Here is an 18,283-nt window from a genome sequence, read left to right as displayed (position 1 = left end):
CCAGCATATCCTCTACCGTCAAGCCCGGCAGCAGAATGCCAGGTTTCTCTATCTCGATATGGTCGTCAAAAAAGGCCATCTTTTATTATGCTCTAAGGCAGGTATTGAGAAGAGAATAGGCACTCACACATTTCGGCGAAGTCGGGAACAGCATCTTTTAGACGCGGGATATCCAATATTATCAGTTTCAAAATATCTACGCCACAAAAGAATAGAAACAACACTTGATTGTCTTGATATATTGGTGAATGACTTGTTGAGTGATCTTGAAAAGATTTATGATTCATTGGATCTCATTCTACAACCGTCATTTTTGAGGAAATACTGGACTACGTAATCATTCTCTATGGATGTTCGAGATAGTCCTATATTCGGGTTAGGCTTAAAATCCATGTCCATTTCGGTAATTTTATTAAAATATACTAGTGTTCACTTAACCCTTTGGTTGCTGAGCCATAAACCTATTTATTCCTTGAGGCATTTTTCAGTGTAAATATAAAGGTGAAACAATGAAGTTAAAAGTACAGCCTATTGATATCAAAGTCGGCAAATACAAAGTGGTATTGAATACTATCGATGCCAAAGAAATGGGAGTTAATGAGGGGGACAGGGTACGGGTCAAGAATCACACAGTTCTTACGGCAATTGTTGATTTCACAGAGGATATGATAGCTCCGGGAATGATAGGGCTGTATCATGAGGTGCAGGAACAGCTACAGAAGGAATGGACTGAAATAGTGGAAGTCGAGCCTGCAGAAAAACCAAAATCAACCCGGATCATCAGGAAAGTGATGGATGGCCGTAAGCTTGAAAGGGATGAGATCAATGAGCTTGTAAAGGACATCGTTGAGGAGAACCTTGATGATATCGAGCTAGCTGCCTTCCTTACCGCGACTTACATCAAGGACCTGAGTGAGGATGAGACAGAATGGCTCACAAAAGCAATGATAGACACAGGCGAGCGTATAGAGTTCAGCACTTCTCCTATAATGGACAAGCACTCCATAGGCGGTGTTCCTGGAAATAAGATATCTCTTCTTATTGTTCCTATCGTTGCAGCAAATGGTTTGTTGATACCAAAGACCAGTTCCCGTGCTATAACCGGTGCAGGTGGCACAGCAGATCTTATGGAGATATTGGCTCCGGTTGAGTTCACTGCCCAGCAGATAAAAGAAATGACAGAAAAGGTTGGTGGTGTCATTGTATGGGGAGGTGCTACAAACATTGCACCTGCAGATGACAAGCTTATTAAGATCGAATACCCGCTTTCCATTGATCCGCACTGCCAGCTGCTGGCTTCCATCATGGCGAAAAAAGGCGCTGTCGGTGCCCAGAAAGTAGTCATAGATATTCCGACCGGTTCAGGTACGAAGATACCTGACATAAAGGCCGGAAGAAAGCTTGCAAGGGACCTTATCAGCCTCGGTGAGCGTCTGGGCATGGATGTGGATTGCGCACTCACCTACGGTGCATCGCCTGTAGGAAGAACCGTCGGTCCGGCCCTTGAAGTTATCGAAGCCCTCAAGGTCCTTGAAACAATGGAAGGTCCTAACAGTCTTATTGAAAAAAGTGTTGTCCTTGCAGGTATGCTTCTTGAAATGGGAGGTGTCGCTGCCAAAGGACATGGACGTGAGCTGGCGCTTGAAACACTGAAAAATGGAAAGGCTCTGGCAAAAATGAAAGAGATAATTGAGATACAAGGTGGCAATCCTAATGTGACCCATAAGGATATTCCGGTCGGTAAATTCACGGCAGATCTAAAAGCCCCTACAAACGGTTACATCCTTGAATTCTACAACAAGCGTATTGTCCAGATAGCAAGGCTTGCCGGTGCACCAAACGACAAAGGTGCAGGTGTCATGATCCACAAAAAGCGCGGGGAAGCAGTGGAGGAAGGCCAGCCCGTTCTTACAATATATGCCGAGAAAGAGGAAAAACTGAAAGATGCTATCAAGAGTGCAAGAGAGTTCCTTCCGATAGTTGTGGAAGGCATGCTTCTGGAGAAAGTAGCAGATATCACCGAAGTCTGATCGCCATGCCAACAAAAAAGATAGTCATACTAAGGCTTGGTCACCGTCCCCAGAGAGATAAAAGAATAACCACACACGTAGGGTTGGCAGCAAGAGCCTTTGGTGCCGAGGGAATGCTTCTGGCATCTGAGGACCAGAAACTTGCCGACAACATAGCCGATGTTGCAACAAGATGGGGAGGAGATTTCTACGTTAAGAATAATGTCAGCTGGAAAGCAGAGATCAGGAGATGGAAGGAAGATGGCGGCAAAGTCTGCCATCTGTCCATGTACGGGATAAACCTGCCGGATGCAGTTCCTGAGATTCGTCAATGCGATAAGCTCATGATCGTTGTAGGTGCTGAAAAAGTACCTTTTGAAATATATGAGATGGCTGACTGGAATGTTGCAGTTGGTAACCAGCCTCATTCAGAAGTCGCTGCTGTGGCGATCACCATGGACCGCATAGCCGAAAGCGACCCTCTTATAAATAAATTTACAGGCGGGGAATTGACAATAGTTCCTGAGAAATGCGGTAAGAAGGTTATTGACAATAGGCAATAAGGGATCTCTTATTCAGGGTCCCTTTTTACAGAAGGTCCTCTGTATATTCTTTTTCTTTCATAGTCACCGTATCCACGGTGTTTTGGTTCCTCTTTTTTCTTCAGGTTCTTCTCAAATAACTCTTCGAGATCTTCTTCATTGAGGAGTTCTTCACCTTTTTCATCTTCTGCTGCCATGTGATCACATGCTGTCATATCATTCTTATAAGCGGATCATGGTCTATGAATTCCACATCAAGTTTTAATTTTTCAGCAAGTACCGGGCAGAGGTCCTGCATACCTGGATTTTCGGTGGCATAGTGTGTAGCATCCACAAGTAGCATATCGCTGAAGGAACGTATTATATCATGCTTCATTTCTGATGATACATAGGCATCTGCTCCGTATACTCTTGCTGCTTCGATGTATTCTGACCTGAAACCACTACCACCGAACACCATTACTTTTCGTATCTCCTCTTTTTTGCCTGCATATTGTACATGTGTGTTCAGACTCTTTGAAACATGGTTGACAAAAGTCTCTGTTGAACACGGAGTTATTTTTCCGATCCTGCCAATGGGAGTTTGCTGTATGTCTGATAATCCGAGTCTCTTTGCAAGAGCATCGTTAATACCTCCTTTGGCCTTATCAAAATTAGTGTGCATGGAGTATAATGATATTCCATTATCCAGTGCTGTCTTAAGGTTGTATGCCAGTTCCCGGCCGATGCAATTAATTGGATGGAATATCAAGGTGTGATGTGTTATTAGAAGGTCCGCATCTATCATTGCGGCTCTGTTAAGCACATATTCGGTGGGGTCAAGAGCAACAGCTATCTTATGAACCTCATTTTGCAGGTCAAGTGTGAGACCTATCCTGCCGATATCAAAATCCTCGGCAAGTTCCGGGGGTGCTATTTGTTCAAGGATGGGGATAATGTCTTTTAGTTGCATAAAAAAGGAATAATTTTAAACTGATTTTAACTTGTCGGAAGCATGTCTATGAATATCAATTACATAATTATATGTTCACTATTATTTTATAACTGTGAATACAATCGAAGCATTCAAATAGATGCACCGTATAATTATAAATAATTATTTTATTATATTTTGTACTATTAAATATTCGAGGATAGTCCATGAGGATAAAGACAGGCATAGAGGGTTTTGACGAACTGGTACAGGGCGGATTGCTCGCAGAACGTGTTTACCTGGTAAGTGGTCCACCGGGCAGTGGCAAAACGACTTTTTGCGTGCAGTATCTGGCACATGGCGCAGCTCTTGGGGAAGTAGGACTTTATGTAACCTTACTTGAAAGTCCGCAAAATATCATTGATGATATGTCAAACTACTCAATAAGCGTGCTCACTCTCATCAAGATGAAGAAATTGCTTTTTGCAGACCTTGGTCCGCGAATGGAATATGGGTACATGGATGAAATGAGTGATTATATCACTCCTGACTACGAAGTCTCAGCATCTTCAGCAGAACACGAAGCTCCGTCTCCTGCGATGGTATTCAGGGAGATTGCAGCCTATGTGGCAGAGTATGATGTAAAAAGGCTTGTAATAGACTCTGTATCTGCTATAAGGTTCACCAGCAGGGACGTGTCTCTTCAGGAGAAAGAAATGAGCCGCTTTATAAGGAATCTTAAGAAGCTTGGCTGTACCACTATACTCATATCTGAAATGACAGAGCCAAGCGCTTACTCCACAGAACAGTTTGCAGCTCACGGGGTAGTTTTCATGCATAACTTCCTTTATGATAAAACAATGACCCGTGCATTGCAGATTATTAAAATGAGAGGCACTAAGCATGATTGTAATATGCGTACAGTGAATTTCAGTGATAAGGGGCTTGTTGTTAGTGGTTTTCTTGAATGATGGTGTTACTGCATGGTACGATTTTTCACGAAAAAGGAAGAAAAAACACAACTCACTGACTCTGAGGTTACAGAGCTCTCGAAAAATGCATATGATCTTGGATTTGAAGTAGGGTACCATAAACACTCGGAGCTGGGTTGGGTAAGTGAACGATATTCCATGCTTGAGGACCTTGCCAAAGAGGCTGGATTTGATAAGTTAGTCAAAGAAAAATATACCAAAGGCAAAGAAGAAGGCATAAAATCCAAAGAGAGAGATATGCACGCAGGTCTCTCTAAAAAAGAGAGTGAAAAACAGCGTAATGACTCAAAAGTTGCTTATGATCCTTTTTTATTTGTGCAGGAAGAGAGACTCATTGAATCTGGTTACAGGAGTTCAATCATGATGGATGACCGTACTGTTGGTATGATACAGCAGCCTTCGTTAATGAATCTTCCAGAATCAACTTCAAGAACCAAGGTAATTGACAGGCCTTCTCAAATACAAGGATTTAAGTCACTTTATCCAAGAAGTTGACCGGTTACGATGTATAAATAAATATCTGGGATGTCTATGATCACGAAAAATCTTTTCTTTTCATTCTTTATTGTTTTAATTTTGTTTAGTTCTCCTGTAATGGCATACACACTTGATGACATTGAATGGAGTGACGGTGCAGATGCAAAAGGAACTCTTAAATGGGGAGACACACTAAAATCAGGCGATTATACGATAAAAGTGGAAGACTTCAATACGGATGGCTTTGTGAGTATAGGCGTCTACCGTGAAGGACAGCTGATGAAGAAATCCCCTGCACGGTCTGGTGAAGGTTTTGAATTCCGCGATACTGATAAAGGGGAGGATTTGCGTATCTTTGTGACAACTGTAACTCTCAATATCGATAATTGGTCAGGTAACATGATAAATCCCACTGCTGCTGTGGAAGTTTATGAAAGAGGCATACCTGAGATGGGTATTGTGATCGGGACAGACAAAGATACATATGATCCACGGACTCTTTCTCCTCAATATATAACTGCAACCATTGATATTGATAATGAAGGCGATGCTCAGGCCTATGATATGGATGTAGTGATAGATGTTGATGGCATGGAGCTTGCTGATGGTAAGCTGAAGCATCATTTTACTTCCATAGAAGAGGATGAAGTACTTGACCCTATAAAGGTAAAACTGAAGATACCACATTATTGGGAAAAGACAAAAGTAGACATAACAGTCACAACAAGATCAGAAGACATCAATGGTGACATATACGAAGACACTAAAACAAAAACCCTTACAATAGAGCCTGTTGTAGAGCTTGTTATTTCAAAGACCGTCACTGATGAAATATATATGGATAAGACGGCACATGTTTCTGTCAGCATATGGAACAATGGCATCTATGACGTTAGTTCGGTAAAGGTCAGCAATCCTACTACAAGCGATCTTGAAATTCAGGATAGTATTACTAAAGAAGTTACATTGTCTTTCAATGCAAAGGAAACAAAGGCAAAGATATTTGAGTATACTCTGAAACCTACAAAGACCGGCACTTTTACTATTCCTGCAGCCACTGCCACCTTTACTGCACCGGATGGAAATAAGTATACGTTCACATCAGATACATCCAAAATTGTGATAAATGGTCCTGATATTGTCCTTACCAAAGAGGTAAGTCCGACAACGGTTAATCCTGGTGTCGATGTAACAGTAAAAGTCACCGTGAAGAATCAGGGTAACAGGGACGCCAGTGTCATAACCAGTGAAACCATATCCGATAGTGTTACTTTTGTAAGCGGTGACAGGAGTTTTCATGATGTGGCTACAAAAGGCAAATCTTTTTCCTATTCGTATGTGGTCCGGGTGGATGAAATTGGAGAACTTAAACTTCCTGAAACAACTGCCACGTTCATAGATTTTGAAGGATATAAGGGTGAAAAGGTATCAAACGCACCAATTATCAATGTGGTTGACCCGTCGGCAGAACCGGTTGCAAGTACATCTTCCAGCAGTTCCGGCAGTACTGCTACCAATCAACAGACTAGCTCAAGTGGTGGTCCTGTCTATGAAAGCGATGTCAGTGATGACAGAGTGCAGCCAGGATTTGAAGCAAGTTTTATGATACTGGCACTTTTTGGTGTTTACTTCATATCCCGACGCAGAGACAGGTCATGACTTCATGAAGCAGAAAATACTCCTGTTTATGGGGCTGGCTGTGCTGTTGATGAATTTCTGTGGTGTTGTACATGCACAGTCAGATGAAATTGAATGGCTTGATGCACAGGAGTATACTCTTTACTGGGGTGATGAGGTAAACCATAGCGGATACTTTATCAAAGCAGCAGATTTTTCACCGGCAAAGCCAAAAGATACTGAAAATGATTATGTCATGCTTACGATCACAAGCATTTATCATGATTCATGGGGAGCGATACTAGCTAACAATACAGAGATCTCCAATAACACTGCATTTGATGACCGGCTCAACATAACAGCTCTTGAAATAGTTACTGGCAATGATATTCCTTCTCCTTATACTGTGATAAGTGTTGCTCTTTCTAATTCAACAGGTTCTCTTCCCGTGAAAATAAAGTGGATGGATGCAACATTTGAATTTGAAAAAAAAAACAGTGATGAAGTGTATATTGATGAGAGGGCGTATTTTACGCTGGAAATTAAGAACCTTAAAGGAATTCCCCTGGAATCTGTCAGTATACAGGAGTTTATTCCTCAGGAATTCGTATTTGACCCGGATTCAGAGATAAAGTGGAACTTGTCATTTGAACCGTTTGAAACAAAGACTGTCAGTTATTCACTTAAGGCTTTAAGACCAGGAACATATGCGTTTAATGGGACGCTGATCAGGATCGAACATGAGGGGAGAACTTATTCAAAAGAACTGAACGCTTCTAATATTATAGTTCACGGTCCGTTTATAAATTTAAGCAAGTCAATGTCCAGTGACAGTATCAATTTACATGATGAAGTTAATATTACCCTTAATATAGCAAATGAAGGTGACAGGGCAGCTTATGTGACGGTCTCAGACCAACTTCCTGTAGGTGCTGTTCTTCTTTCCGGTGATACTGGTAAAAGTCGTGTTCTTCGTGCAGACGAAAGCTTTTCGTTAACTTATTCAGTACGCATGGATAAAGCAGGTGACATTGTCATTCCTGCAACCCGGGCAAAATTTGTCGACTCGAAGGAGTATGAAGGAACGGTATATTCTATAAAGAAATTAATTCATGTAAAGGATCCTAATGAGGTGATGACTGAAGATGCGTATGATGATCAGGTGTACTCTGATGACTATTCTTATGATGAAGAATACGAGGCATATCAGGATGATGCTGTTCAAACCGGGCAAAGTGTAGCTGGTGAAGAGGAAGATCATGGAAAATTGCAATTCCTGTATGATATCCTAGGTTCAATAGCTGATTTTCTGAAGAATACCAAAGACAAAATACTATGAATGTTAATTCTCATGAATGAGATCATTTTTTTTGTTTGATTTACACTATAGGGGATGGTGCCATGACAAGATCCAATAACCATGCTAATAATTCTACTTTGATCCTGACCCACGGAGATTCGGATGGTGTCTGTTCAGGTGCTATTGCTAAGAGTGCTTATCCTGATTCCGATGTTTATTTTACATCGCCCATGGGGATACTGGACGAGTTACAGCTTGCTGATGGGTATGAGAATATTATAATATGCGATATTGCTGTGGATGAGGGTAAGTGTGTTGATTTGTTCAGGCGACTTGAAGAACTTGCAGTTAATTCTGTTATTACATATATCGATCATCATCCATTGCCTGAAAAATGTATAAACGCAGACTGGATGCATAATGATCTGACAGTCTGTTCATCAGAACTTACGTATAAGGTTCTTGAAAAAAGACTTGACAGGGATATGCGCAGGGTGGCTATATACGGTGCTATAGGTGACTATTATGATAACACTCCCTCTGTAAAAGAATGGTTGCGTGACTGGGATAAGAGAAGCCTGTTCTTCCAGGCAGGAACACTTATCCAGGCACTTATCTATTCAGGACGCAATTATGATTTTAAGAGAAAGGTGCTTTTGCCACTTTCACATGATATTATTCCGACAGAGATACCAAACGTACTTAAATATGCAAAAGAAGGTGCAATTCTTGAGGAAAACCTGCGTATCCATGTGAAAAGTGAGGTAAAAACACTTGAGAACCTTGCGTATGTTGTGGACCCTAACGGTTATATGTCCAAATCTGCTATATATGCTGCTTCCTATGGGGGAAAGGACGTCGGGCTTTCGGCTGAATACAGGCATAAGAGGCGTGTATATGATATGAGTCTGCGTTCAAGGGACACAGTGGACCTGAATCGGCTCCTGCGCCGGGTTGCCCCCCAGTTCGGTGGCAGTGGCGGAGGACATGCATCCGCTGCTGGTGCCCGGATACCAAAGGAATCATTTGAGGCATTCCTCCGGGAGTTCGATAAAGCTATCGGAGAGGAAAAACGTAAGGTAAAAGTGGATGAAAATGGCGAAAAAGGTAGATGAATTTGAAGGTGTGAATTTTGAGATACTTTTTGCGGGCAGGTCGAACGTAGGTAAATCTTCTGTTATGCGGGAGATAACAGGGAAGAACCTTAAAGTGGGTAAACGTCCGGGTGTGACACTGAAACCTACTCATATACGCTACTCTGACCTGCTGCTCACAGACCTGCCCGGTTTTGGGTTTATGAGTGGTGTCAAGGATCGTAAGCAGGATATTGTGAAAGACCAGATCGTACGCTATATTGAGAATAATGCGCAAAGGATAAGTTTAGCTGTACTTGTCATTGACGGTGCTGTTTTTCTTGACATCGTAAAGCGATGGGAAGAGAGAAATGAGATACCTGTGGATATTGAAATATTTGAATTGTTCCGGGAACTTGGTATTGATATTATCCTGGCAGTCAATAAGACTGACAAGATAGAGGCTAGTGAATTCAATGCAACCCTGGACGGAATATGCAATAAACTGGAAATGCTGCCACCATGGAGGCAGTGGATCGATATTGTGGCTCCGATATGTGCCAAGAAAGGTGATCTTAAATCCCTGAAGTCACTTATCAGGCAGAGGCTACATACTGCTAAAAGGGATGACTTGTTCCAGTATTTCTGAGCTTACCTTACCCTGAAGGAAGCACCAAGGCTGGTTGCTATTCTCTCACATTCCGAAATGTCAATGTCCGGCTGGCTGACAACGGTCATCCGGGTTTTAATTCCGGAATCAATTGACTTTTTTGTAAAATCAAGAAGTGCCTGGTATGAACCTTCAAAGGCAGGTTTGCACAACTGGTTGTACTTTTCTTCTGATTCTGCATTAAGGCTAACGGATACGGCATCAAGGCCTGCTTCTTTTAGTTCTGTGACAACATCCCTGCCAGGGTACATGAGTGCTGCGTGACCGTTGGTATCCAGTCTGACATGTATTCTTTTTTTGTGGAGCCAGTTGGTTATGTGGAGTACGGTATCAAATCTGCATGTAGGTTCCCCAAAGCCGGTAAAAACGATTTCCTTATATTTTGTAAGGTCAAGACCTTCAAGGTCTTTTATTATCTCTTCTTCTGTGGGTTCTCTTGAAAGACGGAGGTTATAACCATAAACCCCATCGCAGATATTACGGATGCAGAACACACAACTTGCACTGCACTGATTTGTTATGTTGAGGTATAGATTACCGTATGCTTCGTAGCTAATTGTATCCTTTAGCATGGAGATGCTTTTGTCAGTGTCTGGCATTTGTGTCCTCATGTTGTTGTTATGTTTATGATCATGCCCAGTTCCCATCCCGGATTATGTCATAGTTAAGTGCGGGTATCTTTCTGAGGAAATACATCAGTGCTGTGATACCGGCTTCAAGTTCCACTTCTTCCCTGAAGTACCAATCACCTTCGTAACTGTCAAGGGTTTCAAGGGTCTGTGCTGTGATATCGTAGACTTCCCCTTGTATGGATGATGTTGATACGCTTTCATTTTTCAGGACACCGGGGAAAGGCCCAAGGTTAAGCATGGTGTATTTTTTTATTGTTCTTGTTGTGCAGATAAATTCCGAACCGTTCAGGAACTGGTGGTTCGGATCTCCTCTTTTCAGGGTGCCGTAAACAAAGATATACATTTAACTGAGTCCTACGTTCAGCTTCAACAATGTTTTCCTTACAGGCTCGGGAAGCTGTCCGCACTGTATGGCTTTCATCTGTTCTGCTGTTATCATTTTGATGGCTGTGGACATAAGCCTGTCGGAAAGCATGAGCCTGTCCATGAGTTTGCGGACATAGACCGCGGTTTTTATTTCAAGTCCCATCTGCTGTCGCCATCTGGTTTCGTATTCCTGAAGCTGGCATTTACCTGCCAGGAACTCCGCAGCTGTTTCGCCTGCAAGTTTTCCTCCGATCATTGCGGTGGATATGCCACCTCCATTGGTTGCGATGATATGTCCTGCAGCATCTCCTGCTATGAGTGTGTTGTGATTTGCAGTTACTTTAGGTGCCCCTCCGACAGGGACAAGTCCTGCTACGATGGAAGTGACGGATGCACCGCTAAGTTTTTCACTGGCTATGGGGTGCTTGTACATGAAACGTTCTAGATAGTCCCTGGCACAAAGGTGCTCTTCAAAGAGTGCTTCCCTGATGCCAACGCCGATATTTGCCGTGTCTTCACCCTGGGATATTATCCATGCGTATCCTCCGGGGACGTAATCCTTACCGAAGTACATCTCCACGGCATCTTTATCAACGTCCGCACCACTTAGCTCATATTCAAAGGCTATCCCGGTTCCCATGGGGTCGGCATCCCGAAGCATGTTGTTGGCTTTTGCGATGATTGAGTTGGGGCCATCAGCTCCTATGATGACCTTGCCTTCTACTTCAAATTCTCCGAATGCCCCATCCATGAATAGTTTAGTACCATCTACTTCGGTTACGTTTGTTCCTACAAGCAGTTGTGCACCGGCTTTGCCTGCCTCTTTTGCCAGGTGCTTATCAAAACGTCTCCTGTCTATGGCATCAGCCTCTACGTCAAAACCTTTGGAACTGCCGTTTGGGGCTATGAAACGCTGGTATGAGGCTGTTGCGTGTATGCAGCCTGAGGGTATTTCATCAAGGGTTACAGGAAGTTCTGCATTTGGTACGAGTTCCTGCAGTATGGGGTAATGGGGGAGAAAGCCTCCGCATTGCAATGGTACTCCAATGTCCTTCTTTTTATCTACAAGGAGTACGGAGAAGTCTTTTTCAGCTGCGTACATGGCTGCAGTGGAGCCTGCCGGGCCTGCTCCCACAACGATAATGTCATATGAGTCTTCAGGTGTCATGTCTGCGTTGTTACTTATCTAATTGGGTTATATAATGGAGTTCGGATGGAACGTGTGCAACATAAATGAAATGGTATGAGTGAATCGTTCCGATGACTGTTTTGCATAGGTGTTTCCTTTGGCTGTGGCACAATATGCTTATCACAAAACACATTCTATTAGATATATCTAACTATTATCCGTTATGGTGAGAGATATGATACGCGAACACAGGAATAACGTCTGGGTAATACGAACAGGATATTGTGGCCAGCAAGAGCAGGTGTGTCTTGAGAAGGGTTTCATCTCATTTGACCTGGACCTGCATCTGATGGACCTGTTTGGAAATGAGTTGCTGGATATGAAGCACCAGCCGCAGCATTACAAGAGATACCTGCATTTCGGAGATAAGTACAGGGATTTTGACCAGAGGTTCAGGAAAGAGTTCGAGGATGCCATTAAGAATGTCGATTATTCTGCTGACAGGCCTGAGGTCGTGAAGAAGATGAAGCGGCTTAACAGCAAGCTGAAGCAGTTTGATGATGAAGTTAAGCAGTTTGATGAGACTATGCATAAGTTTGATGAATTTGAGCAGGTGGAGCAGATGAAAAAGGCTGTGCTTGCCAGGCTGACCTCGCCTCCGGTTCACCTGCTTGATAGCTGGGCTAAGGATATAATACACTTTGTGAATGATATAAGGGTATATGATCTGATTGTGCTGCCCATAATGTCCAAGAGACAGGTAGCTATCGGAAGGGTGCGGGACCCTTATAAGTATCGAGAGGGTAAGGGAGTTTTCAGCCACAGCAGAAGGGTTGACTGGCATGATACTAGGGTTCCTTTTGAGAATATGTTCTTTGGTTTTGATAAGATCATGGAGTCCGATTCTTCTATTACTCTTCTTGGCGGGGATGACCGGGAGTTTGCTCTTGGTATCGTCATTGACGATACTTTTTAATCTTTTTTACCTGATTGCTGGCAAAAGATTCTTAAAGACATATGAGAATAGCGTGCAGGTAATTCCATTCATAGGTTTTATTTCAAATCTAAACTATTAATCCAATAACTTATACTGAGTTGATCGATTTGGCAATTGAGAAAGGCGATTTCATAAAAATAAACTACACCGGTAGGTTCAATGAAGGACAGATATTTGACACAACCGACGAACAGCTTGCAAAGGACAATGGCATCTTTAATCCACGTGGCGTTTACGGTGGAGATATTGTAATTGTTGGCTCCGGTCACACTATAAGAGGTCTGGATGAGGATTTTGTAGGTAAGGAAGTCGGTTACTCCGGATCTATAGCACTGCCTCCCGAGAAGGCATTCGGTCCACATAATCCTGCTCTTGTTGAGACTGTTTCAATTACAAAGCTCACTGAGCAGTTCAAGGACCAGAGGCCATACCAGGGAATGCCTGTTGAGATTAATGGAAGGCGCGGTGTCATTGCACAGATCATTGGCCGCAGGGTACGTGTAGATCTTAACCATGCTCTTGCAGGCAAGGAAGTCGAGTATGAGTACACCATCGTGGATAAAATAGAGGACAAGGTCGCCAAGGCACAGGGTCTTCTTTCACTCTACACCGGCATGCCTGAGATCGAGGTTGAAGTAACTGATGACCTTATCAGGGTCCACACCCCAATAGAGCTTGGATTCAACCAGAGATGGCTTGTTTCAAAGATGACCATCGCAAGTGAGCTCATCAGCAAGCTGGACATTCCTAAGCTGGAATACGTTGAAACTCACCCATACGTCCCTCCAACCGCTGAGGTAGAGGCAGCAGAAGTACCCGAAGCTTCTGCAGAGAACGAAGAAGCTGAAGCAACAGAGGAATGATCTTCCTCTTCCCTTCACTTTTATAGATCTCCTCCCACTCACATCGAAATCATGACTAATTACCATTAAATACTGATCTTGAATCAAAAACCTTATATCTGAAGTTGCTATTTAGATACCATCCGACATGCTGAGGTAGCCAAGTGGACTACGGCGCCGGTCTTGAAAACCGGTAGTGCTCACGCGCTGCGGGAGTTCGAATCTCCCCCTCAGCGTCGATATATTTTTAACTAAAAAAAGAACTCATTCATGAGTTCCTGATTCTATATACTACATAGGTGAGATTAAGTGGATCTTAAAGATATTCTCATCATTGCATTAATACTCTTAATAGCGATTGCTCTTCTAAACGGTGTGCTTGCCCTTTTTGCCATCGCAATACGGCTATTGGTTAGCCTAATGTATCTCGTTTTTATCGTAGTTGTAATAGGTGCTGTTTTGTTATTTATAACGAAGATTTTTAAGTGATGCAATGAGGATGGTTTTTCAAAGTTTGTTTTTATACGCTTGTTTTTATAAGCCTGTTTCTCTGGCTTTGTAAAAATCTTATTATTAACGAATTCAGAACCACAGATATACGCAGATGCACGCAGATATGATCGCATCTGTGTTACCTGCTAAACGACTGTTTAGCAGGCACTCAACTCCGTAGGAGGTGAGTGTATCAGCGTTCATCTGCGGTTTATACTATTATAGAGGTTTTTTATAAAGCCGCTTTTCTTTCATGCTGGATTCGTCATTTTGGGTGCTTAGTCTGCATGATGCACGCACCTCCCACTGTGCTACTTCGGGTGGATTGACTTTTTTTGGTGATAAGGGGAATGTTAGCGGGAGTGAATGTAATTTTTATGCGGAGATTAAAAAGAATTTTATTTATATTGAAAGGACGTAGTTTTGGTAGATGACAGTAGATCAGGAAGAGATTCACAGGCTTAGTTTGAGCGAAGATGTGGAAGATAGACTGAAAGCAGTAAAATTACGATTAGAATTTTTAAATTAGTGCCTGATAAATCTCTTCTTTGGTGCGTTTGCACATATTGACATTTGATGAGGAAACATGCGCTAAAAAATGGACCGCTGATGCTCTTGCATTTGAGTCCCTCCGTAACAAATCTGCTGCTTGGTCTGATCTCGATAGATTGACAAGTGACAAGGATTCAGCTGTTAGACGGTGGGCTAGTGTCGCCATTGGCCATTCATTTTATTTCTTTCTCGATGAATCTTCTTCGTGATTGAGAATTTGTCATTTCCACCATCTCTTTATATCCCAATCTCCCAATCTATAACAAAGGGAACAAAGGGAGATTAGTTTGTATGCAAAAGATAGTTCCACATTTATGGTTTCAAATTCCAAAATACATAGTATTGTTATTGATCTTACTTTTGTGCACAGGAACAGCTACAGCTTCTATTTATACTGTTGGTACTGGTAGTGGATATAACTACACCACTATAAACGCCGCAGTTTATAATGCAAGTCCGGGCGACACTATTCTTGTAAGCGATGGTACTTACACCGAGAACATAAATATTAGCAAACCGCTTACAGTTATCTCAGAAAACGGTCTCGCAACCACTGTCATCAATTCATCATCAGGTAATGATGTCTTTTATATCGATAACACAAGCCATGTCACAATAAGCGGATTTAATATCACTGGTGCAGGAGATGGCATGGCTGGAATCTATCTTGCATCTGTTTACAGTTGTAACATTTCAGGCAACCTGATTTATAACAATTACTTCGGTATTTACCTTGAGAATTCAACTGACAATATATTGACCGGAAATATAATCAATTCCAGTGGCTGGGATGGTATTTCTCTTTACTCTTCAAGTGAGAACAATACAATGATAGATAATATCATCAGTTACACCGGTTGTGATGGTATCTATTTAGACTATTCCGGTAACAATACTCTAACCAACAATACCATTATTGACAACCCGGAATCAGGAATTGATATCTATAATTCAATTAACAACAATATCAACAGCAATACCATCACTAACAATTCCTTGTGTGGCATATTTCTTGATTTCTCCGGCAACAGCACTCTAACCGGCAATTTAATGTCATTAAATGATTATAATTTCAGAGTCAATGGCTCTGAGTTGGCAAATTTCCTGAACGATATAGACCTGACTAACCTTGTCAATGGCGAACCACTCTATTACTGGATCGATCATTCAGATGAACAGGTACCTTCAGATGCAGGACTTGTATGTGTGATCAACTCCACCAACATTACCGTCAGGGATATTGAATTGACCCAAGGATATGCCGGTGTTTTGTTTGCATACACTGATAATTCAATAATATACAATGTTACGGCATCAGAAAACTATTACGGTGTTCACCTGTTTTCGTCTAGTTTTAACACAATTGATAACATCACTGCCAATAACAACACTCAGCAAGGCATTTGCATTACTAGTTCAAGCAATGATATTTCAATTGCGAATAATATTATAAGGTCAAACGGTGTTCTGGGTATGTCTATTTCTTATTCGGATAACAGCACTCTGGTCAACAATACCTTAAGTTCAAATTTTTCTTTGGGATTATGATCTCTTATTCAAATAACAATATTTTAACTGATAACAATGCCAGTTCTAATTTTGTAGGTATCTATCTTGGTCATGCAGTTAACAATACTTTGATGAACAATACTGCTAATTCCAACACTTTCAATGGCATTTCTCTCATTGGCTCAAATGATAACACGCTAATAAATAGTACTACAAATTCTAATGGCTACGCTATTCTTCTTGGTACCTCAGATAACAATACTTTTACCAACACCACTGTAAGTTCTAACGACAATGGTATTTTTCTGGAGAGGTCAAAATACAGTATTTTTAGCAATAGTACAATATCATCAAACGGCTACAGTTTTGCAGTTGAAGGTTCAGAGCTGGGACATTTCCTGCATGATATTGACCAGACGAACCAGATTGACGGCAAACCTGTCTACTACTGGGTCAATGCTTCAGATGCGCAAATACCTTCGGATGCAGGACTTGTTTGTGTGGTCAATTCAATGAACATCACTGTAAGGGATATTGGATTGACTAATGAATATGATTGTGTCTTGTTTGCATATACCAGCAATTCAACAATACAGAATATCACAGTTTCAGAAAACAATTATGGCGTTCATCTATTATCTTCAAGTAATAATGTTCTTGATAACATCACTGCCAGCAACAACGATCAATATGGTATCTATCTTTCTTCCTCAAGTAATTATAACACTTTGACAAACAATCTTGCAAATTCTAATGCAGGTACAGGTATCCGTATCCGTGATTCCATTAACGGTATCTTAACAGGGAATCATGCGATTGGTAATGGGAATTACGGATTTGATGCTGTAGTTAATTCCACAGACCTTGTAGTAACCGATGTGGTATTGACCAACAGTTCTGCACAAGTTTCATTCGTCACGGATGCATCCGATATCAGAGTCCGTGGCATTGAAACGAGTTCTGCGGCATTTCCCGGCAAAACAAATGTCAATGGCTATGTGAACATCACTCGTTCAGATGGACAATATCTGGATACTACATTCTCCTATAATGATTCTGTAATGAGCAGTAATGATGAATCCACAGTTTCTTTATTTAGGTTGAGTGGTTCAGACTGGATAGAAGTTCCAGATGCTTTACTCAATACCACAGGCAATTATGTTTCTGCAAACATCTCAGAATTCGGTACATTCGGACTTTTCAGGACCTCCGAAAGTTCTGATTCCGGTGTTTCCTCCATTTCCGGTGGCAGTTCTGTGGCTGCAAGAGTAAGATCACAGGGGACGATAACTGATCTGCATGTTAATGAGGATGGTGAAATAACAGCTGAGACTGTTGTGAAGTCGTCTGACGATAAAACTACAATAACGCTTGAAAAAGGAACCATAGCTCTTGATCCTTACGGAAATCCTGTGGATAAGATCATAGTTACAGTTCCGGCTTCTCTACCCTCAGATGTTCCTGCAGACGTTGTTAATTCTGGTCTTTATTTTGACTTCGGACCTTCGGGAACTACATTCAATAAGGATGTTATGATCACCATCGATTTCGATCCGGATGAATTTGAGGACAAAGCTCCGATAATCTACACCTACATATCCGAAGGTGGATGGATCGCCATGGAAACAACTGTTGACTGGGAAAGTGGCAAAGCAACGGCAATGATAAGCCACTTTTCACTCTATGCCTTGTTCAAAATCGATGCGGTAGTAGAAGACACTGTTGCGGTAGTAGAAGACACCGTTGTGGAAGTTATTGAAGAAAATACCGACGTTTCTATTCTTTTAGAGGAGGGTGAACCTGTTGTGGATGGTAATAATTTCAGTTATATTTTCTGGATATCAATTTTAGGATTTGTCTTGGTGCTTGGTATAGTTCTCATGAAAAAGCAGAAGGATAGTGGAGGGCTTTAAGCCTTCCAGTTTATTTTTTGTTCTCTTAAACGCCGCGCGGGTCCGTGTGAATAATACTCTCATATTGTATCAATTATATGCCAAATCCGTGTTAATCTGTGAAATCTATGTCTAATTATTGCTTATTGATAAAAGCTATTTTTGAAACCTGGTGACTATATCGATTCATGAGTTTCTTGAACGTATTTCTGTAGCTCACAACCCTCACATCAGATTCATTTATAAAAACTTAAATACCATTCCATTTATCTTACAAAC

The 18,283-nt window shown here is 41.7% G+C and carries 18 protein-coding genes and 1 tRNA gene; 14 read left to right on the top strand and 5 right to left on the bottom strand.

Annotation, left to right across the window (positions count from 1 at the left end; translation table 11 throughout):
- Window positions 1-58 precede the first annotated feature (58 nt).
- The 3 genes from BB781_RS16480 (at window position 59) to BB781_RS10850 (ending at window position 2,572) form a co-directional block, all read left to right on the top strand.
- On the top strand, window positions 59-337 hold the full coding sequence (locus BB781_RS16480; RefSeq protein ID WP_094228515.1) for a tyrosine-type recombinase/integrase: 279 nt from the start codon (window positions 59-61) through the stop codon (window positions 335-337).
- A 172-nt stretch (window positions 338-509) separates the two neighbouring features.
- Window positions 510-2,030, top strand: coding sequence for an AMP phosphorylase (locus BB781_RS10855; protein ID WP_094228514.1), 1,521 nt, complete (start codon window positions 510-512; stop codon window positions 2,028-2,030).
- Between the two features lie 5 nt (window positions 2,031-2,035).
- Entirely contained in the window at window positions 2,036-2,572 is a 537-nt protein-coding gene (locus BB781_RS10850; protein WP_094228513.1) for a tRNA (cytidine(56)-2'-O)-methyltransferase, read from the top strand.
- Window positions 2,573-2,580: 8 nt separating this feature from the next.
- On the opposite strand, the gene BB781_RS10845 is transcribed toward BB781_RS10850, so the two are convergent.
- Window positions 2,581-2,766 (bottom strand): hypothetical protein, encoded by a 186-nt coding sequence (locus BB781_RS10845; RefSeq protein WP_094228512.1) that lies wholly within the window; start codon window positions 2,764-2,766, stop codon window positions 2,581-2,583.
- The gene (locus tag BB781_RS10840; RefSeq protein WP_094228511.1) at window positions 2,763-3,503 is read right to left on the bottom strand and encodes a Nif3-like dinuclear metal center hexameric protein; all 741 of its coding nucleotides are present in this window, start codon (window positions 3,501-3,503) and stop codon (window positions 2,763-2,765) included. Before BB781_RS10840 ends, BB781_RS10845 begins: the two co-directional genes overlap by 4 nt.
- A 188-nt stretch (window positions 3,504-3,691) precedes the next feature.
- Here BB781_RS10840 and BB781_RS10835 point away from each other — a divergent pair, with 188 nt between their 5' ends.
- The 6 genes from BB781_RS10835 (at window position 3,692) to engB (ending at window position 9,572) form a co-directional block, all read left to right on the top strand.
- Window positions 3,692-4,435, top strand: coding sequence for an RAD55 family ATPase (locus BB781_RS10835; protein WP_094228510.1), 744 nt, complete (start codon window positions 3,692-3,694; stop codon window positions 4,433-4,435).
- 12 nt (window positions 4,436-4,447) lie between these two features.
- Window positions 4,448-4,951: a hypothetical protein gene (locus BB781_RS10830; protein WP_094228509.1), complete on the top strand. Its 504-nt coding sequence runs from the start codon at window positions 4,448-4,450 to the stop codon at window positions 4,949-4,951.
- Between the two features lie 81 nt (window positions 4,952-5,032).
- A complete protein-coding gene (locus BB781_RS10825; protein ID WP_164997851.1) occupies window positions 5,033-6,592 on the top strand; it encodes a BatD family protein in 1,560 nt (519 codons plus the stop codon).
- A 4-nt stretch (window positions 6,593-6,596) separates the two neighbouring features.
- Window positions 6,597-7,889, top strand: a complete 1,293-nt coding sequence (locus tag BB781_RS10820) for a COG1470 family protein (RefSeq protein ID WP_094228507.1) — start codon at window positions 6,597-6,599, stop codon at window positions 7,887-7,889.
- Between the two features lie 62 nt (window positions 7,890-7,951).
- A complete protein-coding gene (locus BB781_RS10815) occupies window positions 7,952-8,965 on the top strand; it encodes a DHHA1 domain-containing protein (protein WP_094228506.1) in 1,014 nt (337 codons plus the stop codon).
- Window positions 8,940-9,572, top strand: coding sequence for a GTP-binding protein EngB (gene engB / locus BB781_RS10810; RefSeq protein ID WP_094228505.1), 633 nt, complete (start codon window positions 8,940-8,942; stop codon window positions 9,570-9,572). Before BB781_RS10815 ends, engB begins: the two co-directional genes overlap by 26 nt.
- 2 nt (window positions 9,573-9,574) lie before the next feature.
- On the opposite strand, the gene BB781_RS10805 is transcribed toward engB, so the two are convergent.
- The 3 genes from BB781_RS10805 to BB781_RS10795 are packed head-to-tail and all read right to left on the bottom strand — an operon-like array spanning window position 9,575 to window position 11,759.
- Entirely contained in the window at window positions 9,575-10,192 is a 618-nt protein-coding gene (locus BB781_RS10805) for a TatD family nuclease-associated radical SAM protein (protein ID WP_164997850.1), read from the bottom strand.
- 31 nt (window positions 10,193-10,223) lie between these two features.
- Entirely contained in the window at window positions 10,224-10,568 is a 345-nt protein-coding gene (locus BB781_RS10800; protein ID WP_094228504.1) for a gamma-glutamylcyclotransferase family protein, read from the bottom strand.
- Window positions 10,569-11,759 (bottom strand): geranylgeranyl reductase family protein, encoded by a 1,191-nt coding sequence (locus BB781_RS10795; protein WP_094228503.1) that lies wholly within the window; start codon window positions 11,757-11,759, stop codon window positions 10,569-10,571.
- A 196-nt stretch (window positions 11,760-11,955) separates the two neighbouring features.
- On the opposite strand from BB781_RS10795, the gene BB781_RS10790 reads away from it, so the two are divergent.
- From BB781_RS10790 to BB781_RS10765, 5 genes are all read left to right on the top strand, one after another.
- Window positions 11,956-12,696, top strand: a complete 741-nt coding sequence (locus BB781_RS10790; protein WP_094228502.1) for a hypothetical protein — start codon at window positions 11,956-11,958, stop codon at window positions 12,694-12,696.
- Window positions 12,697-12,824: 128 nt separating this feature from the next.
- Window positions 12,825-13,580 carry an FKBP-type peptidyl-prolyl cis-trans isomerase gene (locus BB781_RS10785; protein WP_094228501.1) on the top strand — a complete coding sequence of 252 codons (756 nt, stop codon included), beginning with the start codon at window positions 12,825-12,827 and terminating at the stop codon, window positions 13,578-13,580.
- Between the two features lie 129 nt (window positions 13,581-13,709).
- Window positions 13,710-13,795 (top strand) — tRNA-Ser (locus BB781_RS10780).
- A gap of 1,168 nt (window positions 13,796-14,963) precedes the next feature.
- Window positions 14,964-16,151, top strand: a complete 1,188-nt coding sequence (locus tag BB781_RS10770) for a right-handed parallel beta-helix repeat-containing protein (protein WP_164997849.1) — start codon at window positions 14,964-14,966, stop codon at window positions 16,149-16,151.
- Window positions 16,148-18,025 carry a NosD domain-containing protein gene (locus BB781_RS10765; RefSeq protein WP_094228498.1) on the top strand — a complete coding sequence of 626 codons (1,878 nt, stop codon included), beginning with the start codon at window positions 16,148-16,150 and terminating at the stop codon, window positions 18,023-18,025. The genes BB781_RS10770 and BB781_RS10765 overlap by 4 nt, the downstream gene beginning before the upstream one ends.
- The last annotated feature ends 258 nt before the right edge of the window (window positions 18,026-18,283 follow it).

It is taken from the genome of Methanolobus psychrotolerans (assembly GCF_002243045.1).
Lineage (GTDB): Archaea > Halobacteriota > Methanosarcinia > Methanosarcinales > Methanosarcinaceae > Methanolobus > Methanolobus psychrotolerans.
This window is presented reverse-complemented; position numbering and strand designations above follow the sequence as displayed.

Excerpts from the sequence above, each read along its gene's own strand:
- BB781_RS10840 (WP_094228511.1), bottom strand. The coding sequence starts at position 3,503 with ATGCAACTAAAAGACATTATCCCCATCCTTGAACAAATAGCACCCCCG.
- BB781_RS10800 (WP_094228504.1), bottom strand. The coding sequence starts at position 10,568 with ATGTATATCTTTGTTTACGGCACCCTGAAAAGAGGAGATCCGAACCAC.
- BB781_RS10765 (WP_094228498.1), top strand. The coding sequence starts at position 16,148 with ATGATCTCTTATTCAAATAACAATATTTTAACTGATAACAATGCCAGT.
- BB781_RS10820 (WP_094228507.1), top strand. The coding sequence starts at position 6,597 with ATGAAGCAGAAAATACTCCTGTTTATGGGGCTGGCTGTGCTGTTGATG.
- BB781_RS10845 (WP_094228512.1), bottom strand. The coding sequence starts at position 2,766 with ATGACAGCATGTGATCACATGGCAGCAGAAGATGAAAAAGGTGAAGAA.
- BB781_RS10855 (WP_094228514.1), top strand. The coding sequence starts at position 510 with ATGAAGTTAAAAGTACAGCCTATTGATATCAAAGTCGGCAAATACAAA.
- engB (WP_094228505.1), top strand. The coding sequence starts at position 8,940 with ATGAAAATGGCGAAAAAGGTAGATGAATTTGAAGGTGTGAATTTTGAG.
- BB781_RS16480 (WP_094228515.1), top strand. The coding sequence starts at position 59 with ATGGTCGTCAAAAAAGGCCATCTTTTATTATGCTCTAAGGCAGGTATT.
- BB781_RS10830 (WP_094228509.1), top strand. The coding sequence starts at position 4,448 with ATGGTACGATTTTTCACGAAAAAGGAAGAAAAAACACAACTCACTGAC.
- BB781_RS10805 (WP_164997850.1), bottom strand. The coding sequence starts at position 10,192 with ATGCCAGACACTGACAAAAGCATCTCCATGCTAAAGGATACAATTAGC.
- BB781_RS10790 (WP_094228502.1), top strand. The coding sequence starts at position 11,956 with ATGATACGCGAACACAGGAATAACGTCTGGGTAATACGAACAGGATAT.
- BB781_RS10795 (WP_094228503.1), bottom strand. The coding sequence starts at position 11,759 with ATGACACCTGAAGACTCATATGACATTATCGTTGTGGGAGCAGGCCCG.
- BB781_RS10815 (WP_094228506.1), top strand. The coding sequence starts at position 7,952 with ATGACAAGATCCAATAACCATGCTAATAATTCTACTTTGATCCTGACC.
- BB781_RS10850 (WP_094228513.1), top strand. The coding sequence starts at position 2,036 with ATGCCAACAAAAAAGATAGTCATACTAAGGCTTGGTCACCGTCCCCAG.
- BB781_RS10835 (WP_094228510.1), top strand. The coding sequence starts at position 3,692 with ATGAGGATAAAGACAGGCATAGAGGGTTTTGACGAACTGGTACAGGGC.